The organism is Streptomyces sp. NPDC058240 (assembly GCF_042882135.1).
Taxonomy (GTDB): Bacteria; Actinomycetota; Actinomycetes; order Streptomycetales; family Streptomycetaceae; genus Streptomyces.
Window position 1 is genome coordinate 42,251 of the sequence record NZ_JBHVWT010000036.1, and the last position, 16,999, is coordinate 59,249.

Annotated in this window: 9 protein-coding genes and 1 pseudogene; 4 read left to right on the top strand and 6 right to left on the bottom strand. The window is 71.5% G+C overall.

Going from position 1 to position 16,999, the window contains the following annotated elements:
• Positions 1–144: 144 nt before the first annotated feature.
• Both ACFVX4_RS33000 and ACFVX4_RS33005 read left to right on the top strand, forming a co-directional pair.
• A complete protein-coding gene (locus ACFVX4_RS33000; protein ID WP_389984473.1) occupies positions 145–645 on the top strand; it encodes a nucleoside deaminase in 501 nt (166 codons plus the stop codon).
• A 339-nt stretch (positions 646–984) separates the two neighbouring features.
• Complete coding sequence (locus ACFVX4_RS33005; RefSeq protein WP_389984476.1) at positions 985–1,974, top strand: CehA/McbA family metallohydrolase; 990 nt, start codon at positions 985–987, stop codon at positions 1,972–1,974.
• A 48-nt stretch (positions 1,975–2,022) separates the two neighbouring features.
• Here the strand turns inward: ACFVX4_RS33005 and ACFVX4_RS33010 are convergent, their stop codons facing one another.
• Together ACFVX4_RS33010 and ACFVX4_RS33015 are read right to left on the bottom strand one after the other, a co-directional pair.
• Positions 2,023–4,065, bottom strand: coding sequence for a prolyl oligopeptidase family protein (locus ACFVX4_RS33010; protein WP_389984479.1), 2,043 nt, complete (start codon positions 4,063–4,065; stop codon positions 2,023–2,025).
• 61 nt (positions 4,066–4,126) lie between these two features.
• Positions 4,127–5,089 (bottom strand): helix-turn-helix domain-containing protein, encoded by a 963-nt coding sequence (locus ACFVX4_RS33015; protein WP_385330127.1) that lies wholly within the window; start codon positions 5,087–5,089, stop codon positions 4,127–4,129.
• A 91-nt stretch (positions 5,090–5,180) separates the two neighbouring features.
• Between ACFVX4_RS33015 and ACFVX4_RS33020 the strand changes: the two genes are divergently transcribed.
• Entirely contained in the window at positions 5,181–9,410 is a 4,230-nt protein-coding gene (locus tag ACFVX4_RS33020) for a S8 family serine peptidase (RefSeq protein WP_389984482.1), read from the top strand.
• 159 nt (positions 9,411–9,569) lie between these two features.
• On the opposite strand, the gene ACFVX4_RS33025 is transcribed toward ACFVX4_RS33020, so the two are convergent.
• From ACFVX4_RS33025 to ACFVX4_RS33035, 3 genes are read right to left on the bottom strand one after another with little or no spacing between them, the layout of a single operon-like run.
• Complete coding sequence (locus ACFVX4_RS33025; protein WP_389984485.1) at positions 9,570–11,000, bottom strand: hypothetical protein; 1,431 nt, start codon at positions 10,998–11,000, stop codon at positions 9,570–9,572.
• A gap of 57 nt (positions 11,001–11,057) precedes the next feature.
• Entirely contained in the window at positions 11,058–15,290 is a 4,233-nt protein-coding gene (locus ACFVX4_RS33030) for a trypsin-like peptidase domain-containing protein (RefSeq protein WP_389984488.1), read from the bottom strand.
• Complete coding sequence (locus ACFVX4_RS33035) at positions 15,287–15,646, bottom strand: CU044_2847 family protein (protein ID WP_389984491.1); 360 nt, start codon at positions 15,644–15,646, stop codon at positions 15,287–15,289. The genes ACFVX4_RS33030 and ACFVX4_RS33035 overlap by 4 nt, the downstream gene beginning before the upstream one ends.
• A 296-nt stretch (positions 15,647–15,942) precedes the next feature.
• Between ACFVX4_RS33035 and ACFVX4_RS33040 the strand changes: the two genes are divergently transcribed.
• Entirely contained in the window at positions 15,943–16,695 is a 753-nt protein-coding gene (locus ACFVX4_RS33040) for a DUF4118 domain-containing protein (protein ID WP_389984495.1), read from the top strand.
• Between the two features lie 152 nt (positions 16,696–16,847).
• On the opposite strand, the pseudogene ACFVX4_RS33045 reads toward ACFVX4_RS33040, so the two are convergent.
• A pseudogene (locus tag ACFVX4_RS33045) lies at positions 16,848–16,999 on the bottom strand (diaminopimelate decarboxylase); the annotation flags it as partial.

The following is a 16,999-nucleotide window of genomic DNA, read 5'->3' on the forward strand; positions in this document are numbered from 1 at the left end:
AGAGAGCAAGGCCCCCCCACACAGTCCTTTCTAACCCGGAGGGGAAGAGAAGGGGGGGGGCCAGAGACCGCCGGGCTCCCGCGTCCGTCCCGCCCCGGGCCACCCGCCCGCCCCACACCCACCGCCCCGCACCGGAGGACCCCCATGGACTTCGCCCAGCGCACCATCGACATCGCCCGCAAGAACGTGGAAGAGGGGGGACGCCCCTTCGCCACCGTCATCGTCAAGGACGGCGAGATCCTCGCCGAGAGCCCCAACAGGGTGGCCCAGACCAACGATCCCACCGCCCATGCCGAGATCCTCGCCATCCGGGAGGCCTGCCGGAAGCTCGGCACGGAGCACCTGGTCGGCGCGACCATCTACGTGCTCGCCCACCCCTGCCCGATGTGCCTGGGGTCGCTGTACTACTGCTCCCCCGACGAGGTCGTCTTCCTCACCACCCGCGAGGCCTACGAGCCGCACTATGTGGACGACCGCAAGTACTTCGAACTCGACACGTTCTACGGCGAGTTCGCCAAGGACTACACCGAACGACGACTGCCCATGCGCCACGAGCCGCGCGACGCCGCCGTGGATGTGTACCGGCTGTGGCAGGAGCACAACGGCGGCAGCCGCCGCGTCCCCGGCGCACCGACCGCGGCGTAACCGCGCGAAGTGCTTTCACCGCTCCCGGCCACGTTCACGATCGTGCTGTCCAGCAGAATCATCGGCTGGGCCGGACCCAGAACGCACAGCGCCCACCACCCGGTTGGGGTGCGGGGGCGGGAGACTGCGGGGCGATGTGGGACCAGGCAAGACTTTTTTGTATGCCAAATGGATGTACTGCGGCAACGCAGGTTCCTGTCACAGCCTCGATGCGGGCTGACATGGGCCCGTGCACCGCCACGAATGGGATACGAAGGTTTCCGGTGATCGACCTGATCCCGAGGCCGGGGTGGCAGGCTGGGAGTGGCGAGCACGCTTCGAACCAGTAGGGGGGAACACATGCCGGAGTCGGAATTTCCGCCCACGCGCGTGGCGGGCCGGGGGCGCGGTTGGTACCGAGGTGACTGTCACGTGCATTCGGTGCACTCGGACGGGAGCCTGACGCCGGAGCAACTCGCGGCCGGTGCCCGTGCGGCGGGGCTGGATTTCCTGGCGACCACCGAACACAACACCTCCGGGGCGCACGGTGCCTGGAACCGGCACGTCGGCGACGATCTGCTGGTGATCCTCGGTGAAGAGGTCACTACCCGGACCGGGCACTGGCTCGCGCTGGGTATCGGCCCCGGACAGGTGGTCGACTGGCGGTACGGTCTGCGGGACGATCGGGTCGGCCGCCATCTGGACGAGGTCCATCGAGCCGGTGGACTGTGCGTGGCGGCCCATCCGCACGCACCGTACGCCTCGGGCACGTTCATGTACCCGTACCAGGGCTTCGACGCGGTCGAGGTGTGGAACGGACAGTGGAGCTCGGACGTGCCGTGGAATGCCGACAACGAGGCAGCCCTGGCCGAGTGGGGGCGCGGCCTGGCCGCGGACATCCACCAGGGACACTGGCGTCCGGCGATGGGCAACAGCGACACACATCTGGCGGACCAGATCGGGATCCCGCACACCGTCGTGCTGGCCGAGGAACTGGGCACCGACGCGATCCTCGCCGGAATCCGGACCGGCCGGAGCTGGATCGCCGAATCGGCCGCTGTCGACCTGTCGTTCACGGTCTCGGCCGGTGACCGGAGCGCCGGAGTCGGTGAGCGGCTGAGGGTGGGTGACGTACCGGCCGAGGTGAGGGTGGACGTACGTGGTGTGCCCTCGGGCACGGTCAGCTTTCACACCGAGCGGGGAAGGGCACACCACGCGTCGTTGCCCGGGTCGGGATCGGGCGCCGTGGAGTGGCGCATCGGTACGGAGGAGTCGGCCTTCGTCCGTGTCGAGGTGCGCCATCCCGACGGGCGCATGGCGGCGCTCAGCAACCCGGTCGTCCTGACCTGAAGGAGCGGCGCCGTCCGGCAGATCGGCTGGAGGACGAGTCCCGTCCGGTCAGCCCGTGGCCGGCCGCACCGGTGGTGCGAGGTGCTGCCACAGGAAGGTGTGCACCAGGGCCTCGTTGTGGGCGGACTGTTCGTTGTCACTGGCGCCCGCGTGGCCACCGCCGGTGTTCTCGTGGAAGAGGACCGGGTGACCGAGCTCGCGCAGCCGTGCGGCCGCCTTGCGGGCATGGCCGGGGTGGACGCGGTCGTCACGGGTGGAGGTGGTCAGCAGAACCGGCGGGTAGACCCGGTCCGCGGTGAACTGGTGGTAGGGGGAGATTGCACGGAGGTGGGGGCGATCGGCTTCGGTGTCCGGGTTGCCGTATTCGGCCATCCAGGACGCGCCTGCGAGGAGCTTGTGGAAGCGGAGCATGTCCAGCAGCGGTACCTGCACGACGATCGCGCCGAACAGGTGCGGGTAGCGGCTGAGCATCGCGCCCATGAGCAGGCCACCGTTGCTTCCCCCCGTGGCGCCCAGCATGGCCGGGGTGGTGATGCCCCGCGCCACGAGGTCCTCGGCGACGGCCGCGAAGTCCTCGTAGGCTCGCGGCCGGTCCGCGCCGAGCGCGGCCTGGTGCCATTCCGGTCCGTACTCACCGCCGCCTCGGATGTTCGCGATCACGTAGGTGCCGCCGCGCTCCAGCCACGCCCGGCCCGTCACGGCGTCGTAGGAGGGGGTGAGGGAGACCTCGAAGCCGCCGTAGCCGTAAAGCAGGGCGGGGCCAGGGCCGTCGGCGGAATGGGCGGGGCCGATCACGAAGTACGGCACCCGCGTACCGTCCGGGGAGGTCGCGAAGTACTGCGCGACCGCCAGACCAGTCGTGTCGAAGCGGGCCGGAGCCTGCTTGAGGATCTCCGAGTCGGCGCCGATCCGCCCGTGGTGGAGGGTGGACGGCTGCAAGAACCCCGACACGTCCAGGAAGTACTCGTCGGAGACGTCCGGGTCCGTGTCCACGACCGTGACGGCGGACAGCGCCGGGACGTCCGCGAGCGGGCTGCGTGCCCATCCGCCTTCCGGAGTGGGAGCGAGGACCTCGATGCGGGTGCTGACGTCGTGCATCGTCTCCAGGATCAGATGGTGACGGGTCCAGCGGTGCCCGGACAGAGCCGTCCGCTCGTCCGGGGTGAACAGCACCTCCGCCGTGCGGTCGCCCGCGAGGAAGGCGTCGAAGTCGAACGCCAGCAGGGAGCCCGCCGGCTGTCCGAGCCAGTCGGACTTCAGGGTGACGATCAGATGCCGGCGATGGGCGTAGGCACTGGCGTCTTCGGGAACGTCGATCCTGACGAGCGTGTCGTCCGGGGTCAGCAGGAACATCTCGCTGCGGAAGAAGTCCAGCCACCGGGCGACGAAGTCCCGCTCGAAGCCGGGTGTGGTGTCGTGCCAGGCCCAGGCCGCCACATCTCCCGTCCCGGCCTCGAAGACCTGAGTGGCTTCCTCCAGCGGCGTGCCGCGCCGCCACTTGCGGACCGTGCGCGGATAGCCGGCTTCGGTCAGTGAGCCCGGCCCGAAGTCCGTTCCGATGAAGACGGTGTCGGTGTCGGTCCACCCGATCCGCGTCTTCGCCTCCGCCACCTGGAACCCACCGTCGACGAAGGCCCGGGTGGCGAGGTCGTACTCACGGACCACGACGGCATCACCACCGTCGCGCGACAGGCACACCAGCGCCCGGTCGTGATCGGGCCGGCGCACCCGCGCCCCCGCCCACACCCACTTCTCGTCCTCCGCCGCGGCGAGCGCGTCGACGTCGAGAAGGACCTCCCACTCAGGAGAATCCTTGCGGTACTGCTCCAGCGTCGTACGCCGCCACACACCACGCGCGTGCCCGGCGTCCCGCCAGAAGTTGTAGAGGAACGCTCCGCGACGGACGGTGTAGGGGATACGGTCCGACGCGTCCAGGACCTCCCTCAGGCTCTCCTTCAGGGAGGCGAATCCGGCGTCGGCGGCCAGTGCCGCCGCCGTCTCGGCGTTCTGCTCGGCCACCCATTCGAGCGCGGCCCCGCCCTCGATGTCTTCCAGCCACAGGTACGGATCTTCATCAATCACACACCGCATTGTGCAGGCACGGAGGGCGCACCGAAACCACATCCGCTCGCACCACGCCCGGCACGAGGGTTCACAGCCAGCCGCGGCGGGCCGCGATCACGCCGGCCTGGAAACGGTTGGCGGCGCCGAGGAGGTCGTGCAGGCGGCTGATGCGACGGCGCATGGTGCGGACGGACCAGCCGAGCTGACGGGCTATCGCCTCGTCCTTGAGGCCGCTGACCAGGAGGGTGAGTACGAGTCGGTCCTCCTCGCCGAGGGGGTCCTCCGCGGGGGCGTTGAGGGGCACGGCCTGCTTCCAGCACATCTCCCAGTAGCCGGTGAGGGCGTCCAGCAGGGTGGACGGGCGGATCACCGCGGCACGGACGTCGTCGAGGTCGAGGGAGAGCGGCATCAGGGCGAGCCTGCGGTCGGCGATGGCGAGTTTGATGCCGAGTCCGGGCAGGACACGGGCCTGTTCGCCGTGCCGGACCAGCTCGCGGATGTCGTCGAGGACGCCCGGCCATTCCAGGGCCTCGGGGGCGTAGACCGCGCGGTACCGTACGCCGCGGCCGAGCGCCGTCGCCTCCACCGGGTTGGAGGTGGTCAGGGCGTACGGCGGCCGGTCCAGGGTCATCACGTCCTCGTGGGCCTCCTGCTGAAGGCGGACGAACCAGCGGCCGAGTGCCTCGCTGCCGGTGGTGATCTCCACCTCGTCCTCGTCGGTGGCGCCGGTGCGCGCGGCGGCGAACAGCCGGGACAGTTCGCCGGCCGCCGAACGGACCCTCTCCAGCTCATTGCTCCTGGCCCGCACCAGGGCCTCGACGGCGGCCCCCGGCTCGATCGCGGCGTACCGGCGGCGGGCGCCCGCGAGTCGGCCGACCAGCCCGTGGTCGCGGAGCCGGTCCAGGGCCCTGGCGACGCGCTCGGCCGAACAGCCGAGGTCCGCGGTGAGTTCGGCGGGCGCCGCCGTCCGCCGGGTCAGGACGGCGCGGTAGACGCTCTCGTCGAACGGATCGATGCCTGCCGCGGTGAGTTGCGACGTCTCGGGAGTCATGAACGGATCGTGGCCCACTCGTGCCAGCGGCAGCAATGGGCCACGAAGATCAGTTGTGCGGCAAGTGCCCTCACCACTAGGACCTTTACGCATGGCAATGAAGTCACGAAGATCGCGTCATGCCGCTCTCGCCGCCGTTGTTCTCGCCGGCACGTTGGCGGCGACACCGGCCGCCGCCGACGCGTCCGCCCCCGACCCGTCGCAACGAGTGCTCGTCGAACTGTCCGGGAACCCCGCGGTCACCGCCGCGCCCGGTGGATCGCTGCTGTCCGCCGAGGCCGCCCGCGGCGTCGGCGCCGCCCGCCGCGCGCTCGACGCCCGGCAGGAGACCTTCCTCGGCTCGGCGAGGCACGCCGGGCTGCACCCCTCGGCGACCCGCAAACTGGGCCTGCTCATCGATGCCGTGGCGATGACGGTGCCCGCGTCCGAAGTGGGGCGGCTGTCCTCGCTGCCGGGCGTCACCGCGGTCCGCCCCGACACCCGGGTGCTGACGAAGACGGACGCGAGCGTCCCGCTGATCGGCGCACCCGGCGTCTGGCAGCGCAAGGACCCCGCCGGAAGGCACGTCACCGGCAGGGGGACCACCGTCGCGATCCTGGACAGCGGGGTGGACTACACCCACCCCGACCTGGGTGGCGGACTCGGCAAGGGCCACAAGGTCGTCGGCGGGCACGACTTCGTCAACGGCGACGAGGACCCGATGGACGACAACGGCCACGGCACCCACGTCGCCGGCATCGTCGCGGGCAGGGCCGCCGGGAAGGGCGGCGTCACCGGCGTGGCCCCCGGCGCGAATCTGCTGGCCTACAAGGTGATGGACGCCGACGGCTCCGGCTACACCTCGGACATCATCGCCGGGATCGAGGCGGCCTCCGATCCGGCCAACCCGCACCGCGCCGATGTCATCAACATGAGCCTCGGCGGCCCCGGCGACGGAACCGACCCGTTGGGCCGCGCCGCGACCGCGGCCGTACGAGCCGGTGTGGTCGTGGTTGCCGCGGCCGGCAACGACGGACCGGGCGCGGGTACGGTCAACAGTCCCGGCACGGCCGACGGTGTGGTCTCGGTCGGCGCGTCGACGAGCAATCTGCGGCTGCCCAGCGCCTATCTGGCGGGCCGGAAGCCCGAGTTGATCCAGAGTTACCGCGGGATCCTGTCCGCGAACCCGCCGGAGCGGCCCGTCACGGCGCCGCTCGTCGACGTCGGCGAGGGCACCGCCGAGGACTGGAAGCGGGTCGGCGACGTACGCGGAAAGATCGTGCGGGCGCAGCTGCTCGTCGCCGCCGACGCCCGGTACCTGACGGCGAGCGCCGTGGAGTGGGCGCAGGAGGCGGAGAAGCGTGGCGCGATCGCCGTGCTGGCCGGGCTGCCCTCCAACGACGGCCCGGTGTTCGCCGCCGGAGCACCGGGAGAGGTCCGGCCGCCGGAGGTGAACCCCGAGCCGGGAGTGGCCCAGGCGCCGGCATCGCCCGCGCGGATCGACGCCTCCGGCGACTCGCTGCGCATGGACCGCCTGGTGGTCATGGGCATCGACTCGACCCAGTACACGGAGTTGAGCGCCCGGCTCGCCGCCGGGAAGGTGTCCGTGACGCTGCGCGGCACCGACACCACCGACCGGATCGCCTCGTTCTCCTCACGCGGTCCCTCCCAGGGCTTCGGTCTGAAGCCCGATCTGGTCGCACCGGGCGTGGAGATCCGCTCCACCATGCCCAAGTCGCTGTACGGGCCCGGCCAGTACCGCATGTCGGGCACGTCGATGGCGGCCCCGCACGTCGCCGGTGCCGCGGCCCTGCTGCGCCAGCTGCACCCCGGCCGGACGCCCGCCGAGATCAAGGCCGAACTGATCGGCACCGCGAAGCCGCTGAGCGGCACCGGGCCCACGACGCAGGGCTCGGGCAGACTCGATGTGGCCGCGGCCGCCTCCGCCACGGTCAGCGCCTCACCGGCTTCGGTGTCGTTCGGGCTCGCCGATCTGTCCCGGCGTCACGTCGGCGGCACCGCGAAGGTGACGCTGCGGAACTCCGGCAAGCGCCCGGTCACGACCTCGCTGCGGACCGACGGTCCGGCCACCGTCTCGCCGAAGCGGGTCACCGTACCGCCCGGGAGGACCGCGACCGTCACGCTCTCGCTGCGCGTCGCCCGGCCCGCTGCCGACACCGGGATCAGCGGCCGCCTCACGGCGACTCCCGACCGGGGACCGGCGATCGGGGTGCCCTATCTGCTCGCCGTCCGGCATCTGGCCGTGCAGGCCGCGCCCGACCCGAGCGACGGTCACTCGACCGTGCACATCGCCGCGCCGACCCGGCTGGCCGCACCGCCGGTCGTCACCGTCACCCCGCCGCGCGGCAAGGCCGTCCAGTACGCCTCCACCCTCGATCCGGCCAACGGCTACTACCGGGCCGAGGTGACCGGCGGCGTGGCCGGTGCCTACCGGGTCTCGGTACGCGGCACCGCAGGCACCGGACAGCGGCTCACCGGCGCCGGCGCCTTCGAGGTCACCCCGGTCGACAGCCGCGGGGACCGCTGGCAGCCGGCCGGCCCCAACAGCGAGGCCGGTGCCGTCGCCCTCTCGTCGAGCCGGCCGAAGCAGGCCGTCCTCACCCAGTACCAGAAGGCCGCTCCCTGGCTGACCACCGACAACGGCGCCTCCTGGCGCCAGTTGGGCCGGCTGCCGGTCGCGGACGGCACGGGGCCGCTCGTGGTGGACGCGAGGAATCCCGACCGCTGGTGGTACGCGGTGAACAGCGTCCACGACGGCAGTCGCCGGGGCGCCGTCCTGCGCACCGATGACAACGGCCGTACCTGGCGCACACTCGACGTCCCGGACACCCGCATCGCGGCGCTCGCCGCCGATGAACGGACCCGCACCCTGGTCGCGGTCACCTCGGACGCCCTGCTGGTCAGCACGGACGCGGGCGACCACTGGACGACGTATCCGACCGGTGTCACCGGCGCCGTCACCGCCGCCGTCATCACCGGTGACACCCTCTACATGACGACGTATCACGGCGTCTGGGCCCGCTCCGGCATCGGCTCGGGCGACCCCGGCGACGCACGCCTGCTCTTCGCCCCGTCCGGCGGGACCGTCGGCGGGCCGGCCGCCGACTCCTCGGTCGTGGCGGTGTACGTCACGGGCCGGGGCGTCGTCGGTTCCCATGACGGCGGGGAGACCTGGACCACCTTGCTGCCCATGACGGAGGGCGGCCTGCGCCTGACCGTCTCGGGTGACGACCTGTACCTGAGCACGCTGTCCGGCAGCGGCCGTCTCAGCCGCGACCACGGGCACACGTGGACCGAGGTCGCCGGGCCGTCGCGCGCGGCGGTCCCGGTGGACTACGACCGCTGGGCCGACGGTTCCGTCACCGTCTCAAGTGAGCAGGACGGTCTCTACCGGGGTGCCGCGGACGGCACCGGGTACCGGCGGATCGGCGTCCAGGGACTGACCGTCAACGATCTCGCGGTCAGCGACGGCCATCTGCTCGCCGCCACCGACAGCGCGGTCTTCCGCACCGCCCTTCCCGTTGCGAACCCGGAGTGGGGCCGGTCGGGCGGCGAGGGCAGGAGGGGCGTCGGCGTCCCGCAACTCGCCGTGTCGGCCAAGGATCCGAAGGTGGTCTGGAAGGTCCGGCGCACCGCGTTCGGCGCGTTCACCGTCGAGCGCAGCGGGGACGGCGGTGCCACCTGGGAGAAGAGGGGCAGTTCGGCGGAGGTGCCGACGGCGCTGCTGGTCCACCCCGCCGACCCGAACCGGGTGATGGTCGGCTTCCGGAGCCTTCTGGGCGAGGGGCTGTTCGCCACCAGCGACGGTGGCGCGACGTGGAAGAACCTCTACCACGACCGCTCCTTCGGCACCATCGTGGGCGATCCGGCAAATCCGCTGCGCCTGTGGCTCGGCAACACCGACGGTCTCTACCGTTCGGACGACGGTGGGGTGACCGTCACCAAGGTCGCCGACGGCCCGGTGACCGCGATCGACCTCGACGGACGGCGTCTCGTCATCGGCGGCGAGAGCGTCCGCGTCAGTACCGACGGCGGCCGGACCTTCCGCACCGCGGACACCGGTGCTCTCGCGATCCATGTCTCCGACCTGCTCCGGGTGAAAGACACGTTGTACGCGGCCACCACCAGCTCCGGGGCCAGCGGCCTGCTGCAAGGCGGCCGCGGCGTACTGCGCAGCACCGACCGCGGTCTGAGCTGGCACAACATCTCCACCGGCCTGCAGAACACCGACACCACCAAACTGGCCGCGAGTCCGGACGGCCGCACGCTCTACGTCGGCACCATCGACGGCGGCGTGCACCGTCTCGACCTGCGCCACTGATCACCGCGTACGCGGGGCGCCCGGACGGAATCTCCGTCCGGGCGCCCCGCGGGCGCTTCAGCGGCGGCTTCGGCGCCTTCCGGCCGTGACGGCGCTCGCCAGGCCGGGGAAAACCAGTGATCAGGGAGCAGGGCAGTGCGGATGGAACGACATCCCGGGTCAGCTGCCGATGCTCCCCGAGCCCGGACCCAGGATCGCCGGGGTGTGACGCTTCCGGAAACGCTGCTCGAAAGCGGCGATGAACACCGACGGCGCTGTCGACGAGGAGGACTGCTCCAGCACGCCGTCGTCGTCGACGTAGAAGATTGCACGGCCGATCGCCATTTCACCGCGGGGCACGGGCACGTAGACCATCCAGCCGATGCTGAACCGGTCGGCCACCAGCTCGGACAGCGGATAACCGGTGATGTCCCAGTCCTGGGTCTCGATGTACTGCCGCACCCGGAGGATGGCCTGCTCCTGGGGCAGCTCCTGCGGCGGCATCGCGTTCGTCAGGCCGGCGACCGAGAACTGGTACAGGGCACTGTCGATGTCGCAACGGCCGTCGTCACCGAAGACATGCGCGAGCGCGTCCCGGGTGACGACTCCCTGCTCCGCGACCGAGACCAGCATCTGCGCGGCGCGCTGATGCTGATCGGCCGGCCGGTCCGCGGCGAGTTTCGCCACGATGCCGGACACCGTGCCGACGGTCCACACTCCCGGCACGGCCTGGGCACACTGCTCGGCGGACGGCGACTCGCCCCGGTACCAGCGGTCTCCTTCCCACCAGTAGCAGAACGACAGCAGACCGGTGCCGGTGCGCGGGTTCAGCACCGGATCGGCGACCCAGTCCGGCGCACCCGCGAACAGGCGTGGCAGTTCCGCCCCGTCGTTGTACGCGGCGTCCAGGGCCGGCGCGTTCCACAATCCGCCGGACAGCACCGCCCGGTCACCGGGCAGTGCGTACAGGGTGCAGCCGCTGCGCCGTGATCCCTCGAACCAGCCGAGCGCCGGCAGCATCCTGGGACCCCACTGCGATCCGACGGCGACGAACGCCGCCGAGATCGTCGCCCACCGGGCCCACATCTGCGGAAAGTCCGGGAACTCGTTCCGGGCGAGCTCCGACCAGACCTTGTCGGCTCGGTCCGCGCGTGCGGCCTCGGCGGCCTGCCGGGGGCTGCGTCTCTGCCGATCGCCGTGGCCGGTGTACGCGGCCAGCCAGACCGGCAGCGAGGCGCGGGGGTACTCGTCCAGGTCGGCCGAGTACGCCTCGGGCGGGAACAGTTGGTCATCTGGAAACGGCTCGTCACCGAAGTCGTAGTCGACCGCGATCTCACCGGAATCGATCACCCGCAGCAGCATCCGCCACCATGGCTCACCGTCGATGCGGGCCGACAGTTCACGGTGCTCCCGGACGAGCGCGACCACCGACGCCGACGGTTCGACCGGCAGGGACCTCTCGTCGTCGAAGAAGACGACCCGTGCGAAGTCGGCCGAGACGGTCATCGCGAACACCGCCTCCATCTCGGTCCAGCGGGATGGGCCTTCGACCACCAGGCGACGAGCTATGTGGTGGGCCAACTCCCGTGCTCGATCTGCTGATTCGCTCATGTGCGGGTCCCGTCTGGAGGCGGTGGTGGAGGGGAGGAGCGGACATGGCCTGCCGGCTCAGGCATCGGGTGCTGGGCTCGAACCGGGTGGTGGACGTCGCGGGTGCCGGGTGAAGACCGCTATGTCAGGGCCCATTCCCACAACGAGGTGCCCTTCCTCGCCGAGAGTCACGGCATCGACCCTGTTCACCACTACCTGCCCGACGGGCTCCCCTGTGCGCAGGTCCCACACTCCCACCGCCTCGCGGTCACCGGTCGTCACGACTACGGGCCTGCCGCCGAGGTCGGCGCACACCTCGACGCGCATGTGCCCGGCGTGTGCGACGAGGGGGTCGCCGATCCGGCTGCCGGTGGTCAGGTTCCAGGTGTACGCCGTGTCGGGGCCGTCGGAGGTGACCGCCACAGGGATCCCGTCGAGGACGGTGCACGCCGCCCGTGACGAATCGCCGGTGTGGTCGGAGTCGTCGCTGAGCAGGATGTTGGACGTCAGGTCCCAGACACGCATTGCGGGAGGTCCGCTCGTCACCACGAAGGGCACGCCGTCGACGCTGGTGCACGCGATCGTTCGATCCGTGAAGACATGGGATTCGACGGGGCTGATGAGGCGGACGACGAGCGTGCGCGAGATGAGATCCCATACCCAGACCGTGGGGTCGTGGCCGATGGTGACGGCGACGGGGCGGCCCCCGAGGCTGGTGCAGGCCACGCCGTACACCGCGGAGGTGTGGCCGGTGATGGGTTGGCCGATGGGGGTCCCGGAGGCGAGATCCCACAGCCGGAGCGTCCTGTCGTCGCCTGCGGTGACGGCGACGGGTTTCCCGCCGAGGCTCGTGCACGCCACCGCGAACACCGCACCGGTGTGGCCGAGCAGGGGGCGGCCGACGGGCGCGCCGGAAGCAAGGTCCCACAGCCGGACCGACTCGTCCCGGCTCGTGGTGACGGCGACAGGACGGCCTCCGAGGCTCGTGCACGCCGCCGCGGTCACTTGACCGGTGTGTCCGGAGCGAGGGGCGTCGCCCGTGCTTCCTGCGGTCAGGTCCCACAGCCGGACCGTGCGATCACGGCCGACGGTGACGGCGACGGGGTTCCCGTCGAGACGGGTGCACGCCACCGCGTGCACCAGATCCGTGTGCCCGAGGAGTGGCTGTCCGATGGGGGCGCCGGAAGCGAGATCCCAGATCCGGACCGCCCCGTCGCTGTGGACGGTGACGGCCACGGGGGCGCCCGCGAGGCTTGCGCACGCCACGTCGACCACGAATTCGAGCGGTGCCTCCGAGCTGTAGGTGAGCGGGCCGCCGACGCGGGCGCCGGAGGCCAGATCCCACACCCCCACCGTCCGGCTGCCGGCGGTGACGGCTACGCGACGGCCGTCGAGGTCGGTGCACGCCAGCGCCATGAGACCGCCGTAGCGGCGGATGTCGGGGTGCGAGCCGATGGGGGCGCCGGAGGCCAGGTCCCACACCCGTACCGGGCGTTCGGCACTGCCCGCGGTGACGACCACGGGTACACCGCCCAGGGTGGTGCACGCCACCGCGCCCACCGGTCCGACGTCGGCGAGAGGGCGGCCGACGGGCGTGCCGGAGGCGAGGTCCCAGCGCCAGAGGGTGCCGGCGGCGTCGGTGGTGACGGCGATGGTCGAGCCGTCGACGACGGTGCACGCCATCGCGCCGGTCGCTGCCCGGGAGTTCGTGGGGGCGTGGCCGAGTGCGGTTCCCGAGGTGAGGTCCCATACGCGAATGGTCCGGTCCATGCCGATGGTGACGGCGACGGGCGAGCCGTCGAGGCTGGTGCAGGCCACCTCTTCCACACGGCTGGAATGCCCGACGAGGGGCCGGCCGATGGGCGTACCGGCGGCGAGGTCCCACAGCCGCACCGTCTTGTCGTCTCCGGCGGTCACGGCGACAGGGGTGCCGTGGAGGGTCGTGCACGCCACTGCGAACACATCATCGGTGTGCCCGGCGAGGGAGTCCCGCAAGGCCGGCGAGAAGCCGCCTCCGGTGGCCCACCGGGGGATCCAGTTGTTGCTTTCCGTTACCCGGCGGGTCAGTTGCCGCTGCAGAGAGGTGGCGCCTGCCCGTGCGGCGTCGAGGGCGAGGATCTGGCGGCGCCGTGCCGGTGCGGCGGTCGCGTGGAGGTTGACGGAGTTGCGATAGATCGCCGCGGTGCGTCGTGCGGAGTCGGACGCGGGGTCGTACAGATGCCGGATCAGATTGCGCGGCGTGGCATGGACGAGGTACTCGGCGTCGGTGATCAGGGTGTCCAACTGCCCTGCGACCGCTGCGTGATCGGCGAGGTGGTCCCGTGTGTAGGTGTCGGCGGCGGCCCAGTTCCGCTGCCCGTCGAGCTCGGGAACGGCGTCGAGCAGTGAGTTCGTGATGGCCGGCTCGGGAGCATCGTGGACACACCATTCACGCAGGTGCTGGTCGAGGGCATCGTGGTACAGCCGATACGTGTGCGGCCCCGGTCCCTCCTTGACCCGCTCGACGAGGTAGTGCGCCGCGCTGTCGAAGATCTTCTCCAGATCGTGGGCCGTGTAGCCGGTGCCGGTCGTGTAGCCGGTGCCGAAGGGGCTGAGTGCGTTCGCCATGCGCAGCCAGGTGTCGCTGCGCGGAAGACCGTCGCCCCGGGCGAAGGCAAGAGCGGTGAGCAGGCGCCGGACGGTCCTGGTGTCGGGACCGCAGTCGTCGAGGTAGGCGTCCAGCGCCTCGCCCACGGTCTCGGGCAGTTCGTCCTCCCGAGCGGGCTCTTCCCATTCGGGATGCCGTTTGCTGCGGACGATCAGCCAGCCGGTGGTGAGCTGGGCGATCAGGAAGTTGTAGCCGGCTCTGCGCGCGACGGCCTCGCCGATGGCGCGCCGTTGATCCGGCTCGTACGCGTGGTAGCGGGCCGAGCCGGTCTGTTCACTGGTCAGGCGGTGTTCGACGTACTTGGCGATGTCGGGACGGTGCAGATAGCGGCTGTCCTCCAGGTCGATGCGGAGCGCGCTGCGGCCGAAGTAGCTCAGGATGCGGGCCCGGTCGGTATCGGTGGGTGCGGTGCGCACCCCGGCCAACACCCGGACCCGCCCGGTGTTGGCCAGTTGCCGCAGCAGGGTCGCGATCCGCAGCGCCTCCTTCGGACCGGTGGCCTCCTCCACCGCGTCCGCCAGTACCGTGACGCGCCTGGCGCGCGGGAAGTCACTCACCGCGGTCAGCAGTTCGTCGGAACTGTTCGCGGCGACACCGAGTGCGTCGGCGAGCCGGGCCACCGTCTCGGCGCGGTTGTGCTCCTTCAGATGGAGCGCCACGTCGAAGGCCCCGGTCGGGGGGTGCGGGCCGGGGGTGGGTACGGTACGGCCCAGCAGTGGGTCGGACGCGACGAGGGAATGGGCCAGGAGCGCCGATTTCCCGCTCCCCGGACCGCCCGTCACCAGCAGGATCGGGTACTCGGCGTGGTCCTTGCCCGCCAGCCAGTCGTGGATGAGGCGGCGGGCCTCGGCGCGGCCGCTGAAGAACCACTCGTCGGTGCCGGAACTGGTCTCCAGGCCGCGTGCCCGGGGGCGCCAGTGCGTGCCGTAGCTCGCCGCCAGGTCCAGCCGCCAGCGGCAGTTGTCCCGGATCCGGGGCCAGAGCGTCCGCAGGTAGGACATGGGCAGCATGTGTCCGGTGCGGTGCTCGTCGCGCATCACGACGATGCCGACCACCGCCTCCGCGCTCCGGTCGAAGACCGGTGCGCCCGAGAAGCCCAGCTCGACCGCCCAGCCCTGCGCGCCTTCCGGGTCGAGCTGCACCCATGGGCCGTTCCGGCCGCTGGCCCCTCCCAGCACACCGGTCACGTGCCGCGTTGCCGGGTCACCGTGGGGGAAGCCGTGGACCGAGAACGGATGACCGCTCAGTGCGGGAGGACATGCCAGCGGAGCCGGGGTGTACGCGACGCCCGTCTTGCGATCCGGGTCCGGTTCCTGATCCGATGCGGGATCCAGTTCGGACTCCAGCTCCAAGAGCGCCACATCGCCGGAGTCGTCCGCTGCGATCGGCACCCAGCCCACCACCGTGGCCCGCATCCGGGTGCCCGGGGATCCTGGCCGGTCGGCGAACGGGAACTCGACCTCGACCACTCCGGCAGGCGCCACCGGACTCCGGCCCGGTTCATGGCCTTCCCGGCCGGACTGCTGGTCCAGTACATGGGCGCAGGTCACCACATGCCGGGCCCCGACGAGCACGCCGGCGCCCGCCGCACCGTCGCCATGCGCACGGGGAAACCGGACCAGCCACGACGGGCGTTGCGCGAGTCGGCTTGCCCGGCTCGTCATCCGCCCGTGTCCGCGCTCGCCGCCCCGGCGGCATTCCGCCACACCACCTTCACGTTCAGGTGCGCGTTCGTACCCGCGGAAACCAACGTCGCGCCGAGCTTCCCGTCCACCGTGACCCCGAAGGTCACCTCCACCTCCTCGGGCGGCGGGTCGATGGCACGCAACTGGGCCAACGCCCCTTCGGCAGCCGACCGTACGCCGGCCAGGGCACCCTGCCAGGTGTCCGCCGCCGCCCGGACGATCCGGTCCCCGGCCCCGGCCCTGGCCAGTCCGCTGCCCCCGTTGCCACTTGCCTCGTCGGGGACTTCGACGTAGACCCGGCTGTCCGTACCAGCCGCGAACTCCACTACCTCCACGCGCGTGCACCTCCGCTGCCGAGTGTTCCACCTGGCCGCCGGTCAGGGGGAGTTATCGGGGTACGAGGCCGAAGACATGGGGTGACCTGCCGTGCCACACCGCTGCGCGCCGTCCTGCGCAGGCCGGACGCGCCTCCAGGGCCGAGGAGGCGGAAAGCGTGTATCTCACACCGACCGAGGGGAACGGGCTGGAAGCCGGCCCCGTCCATCCGCGGCATTCGATCACCGGGCCGGAGCCCGGCTACCGCTTCCGGCTGCGAAGGAGCATCGTGGAAGACAGACCTCAGGAGGCAGGCATGTCCGGTTTCCCCCTGCGGGACAGCATGGCCGTGGCCGCTGCCCTGGTCTGCCCGCCCGCCGTCGCCGGGCTGCTGGCGCCCTTCCGTACGGACCTCACCAGCACCAACACGGCACTGATCCTCGTCGTGGTCGTCGTGGCGGTCGCCGCCATCGGGAACCGAGTGGCCGGCGCGCTCGCCGCGCTTTCGGCCGCCGTCTGGTTCGACTTCTTCCTCACCGTGCCGTACGAGCGTTTCACCATCGACAAAGGCGACGACGTCCAGACGGCCGTGCTGCTCCTGGTGGTCGGCCTGCTCGTCTCGCAGCTGGCGGCGCGGGCCCGACGGCTGCGGGTGGTCGCCATCACCGACGCGGGTCACCTGGCCACGATCCACGACACCGCTCAGTTGGCGCAGTCGACGACTTCCCCCGACGCGGTGGTCGACCATGTCCGGGGCGAGCTGACCCGGCTGCTCGGGCTGAAGGGCTGCCGGTTCGAGTACGGAACGCTGCTGGGACACCCGCCGCGGCTGGAACAGGACGGCGACGTGGTCGTCGGGCGGCGCACGTGGGACATGGCGCGGCGGGGCTGGCCGCAGGAGGAGATCGAGTTGCGCGCGATCGGCAACGGCCACTACTACGGCAGGTTCATGCTCACGCCGACGCCCGGCGCGGAACCCGCCTCGTTGCAGGCGAGACTGGTGGCGGTGACCCTGGCCGACCAGGCGGGGGCGGCCATGGCGACAACCGGTACGAAGGAACACGGCTGACGGGGCGCGGCGCGTTCGGGTTCGCGGCCTGCCGCGAGATCCGGACGGCATCGCGAGGACTTCGCCGTCAGGGGGGAAGGACAGCCGGCACGGGGGCGGGCGGCGTCGCGGGCCCGCGTGCCATCGGCTCAAAGGGCCCGCGTGCCATCCGCTCAGAGACCGATGTCGCGGCCGTTGATGTCGGCAAGGGATTCGCGGCGGACCAGTAGCCGCGCGCGGCCGTCCGCGACGGCGACCACCGGCGGGCGGCCGACCGCGTTGTAACTGGATGCCATGGACAGGTGGTAGGCGCCCGCGACCGGGA

Coding starts and splice junctions, on each gene's coding strand:
- ACFVX4_RS33000 (WP_389984473.1), top strand. CDS start 145: ATGGACTTCGCCCAGCGCACCATCGACATCGCCCGCAAGAACGTGGAA.
- ACFVX4_RS33005 (WP_389984476.1), top strand. CDS start 985: ATGCCGGAGTCGGAATTTCCGCCCACGCGCGTGGCGGGCCGGGGGCGC.
- ACFVX4_RS33010 (WP_389984479.1), bottom strand. CDS start 4,065: ATGCGGTGTGTGATTGATGAAGATCCGTACCTGTGGCTGGAAGACATC.
- ACFVX4_RS33015 (WP_385330127.1), bottom strand. CDS start 5,089: ATGACTCCCGAGACGTCGCAACTCACCGCGGCAGGCATCGATCCGTTC.
- ACFVX4_RS33020 (WP_389984482.1), top strand. CDS start 5,181: ATGGCAATGAAGTCACGAAGATCGCGTCATGCCGCTCTCGCCGCCGTT.
- ACFVX4_RS33025 (WP_389984485.1), bottom strand. CDS start 11,000: ATGAGCGAATCAGCAGATCGAGCACGGGAGTTGGCCCACCACATAGCT.
- ACFVX4_RS33030 (WP_389984488.1), bottom strand. CDS start 15,290: ATGACGAGCCGGGCAAGCCGACTCGCGCAACGCCCGTCGTGGCTGGTC.
- ACFVX4_RS33040 (WP_389984495.1), top strand. CDS start 15,943: ATGTCCGGTTTCCCCCTGCGGGACAGCATGGCCGTGGCCGCTGCCCTG.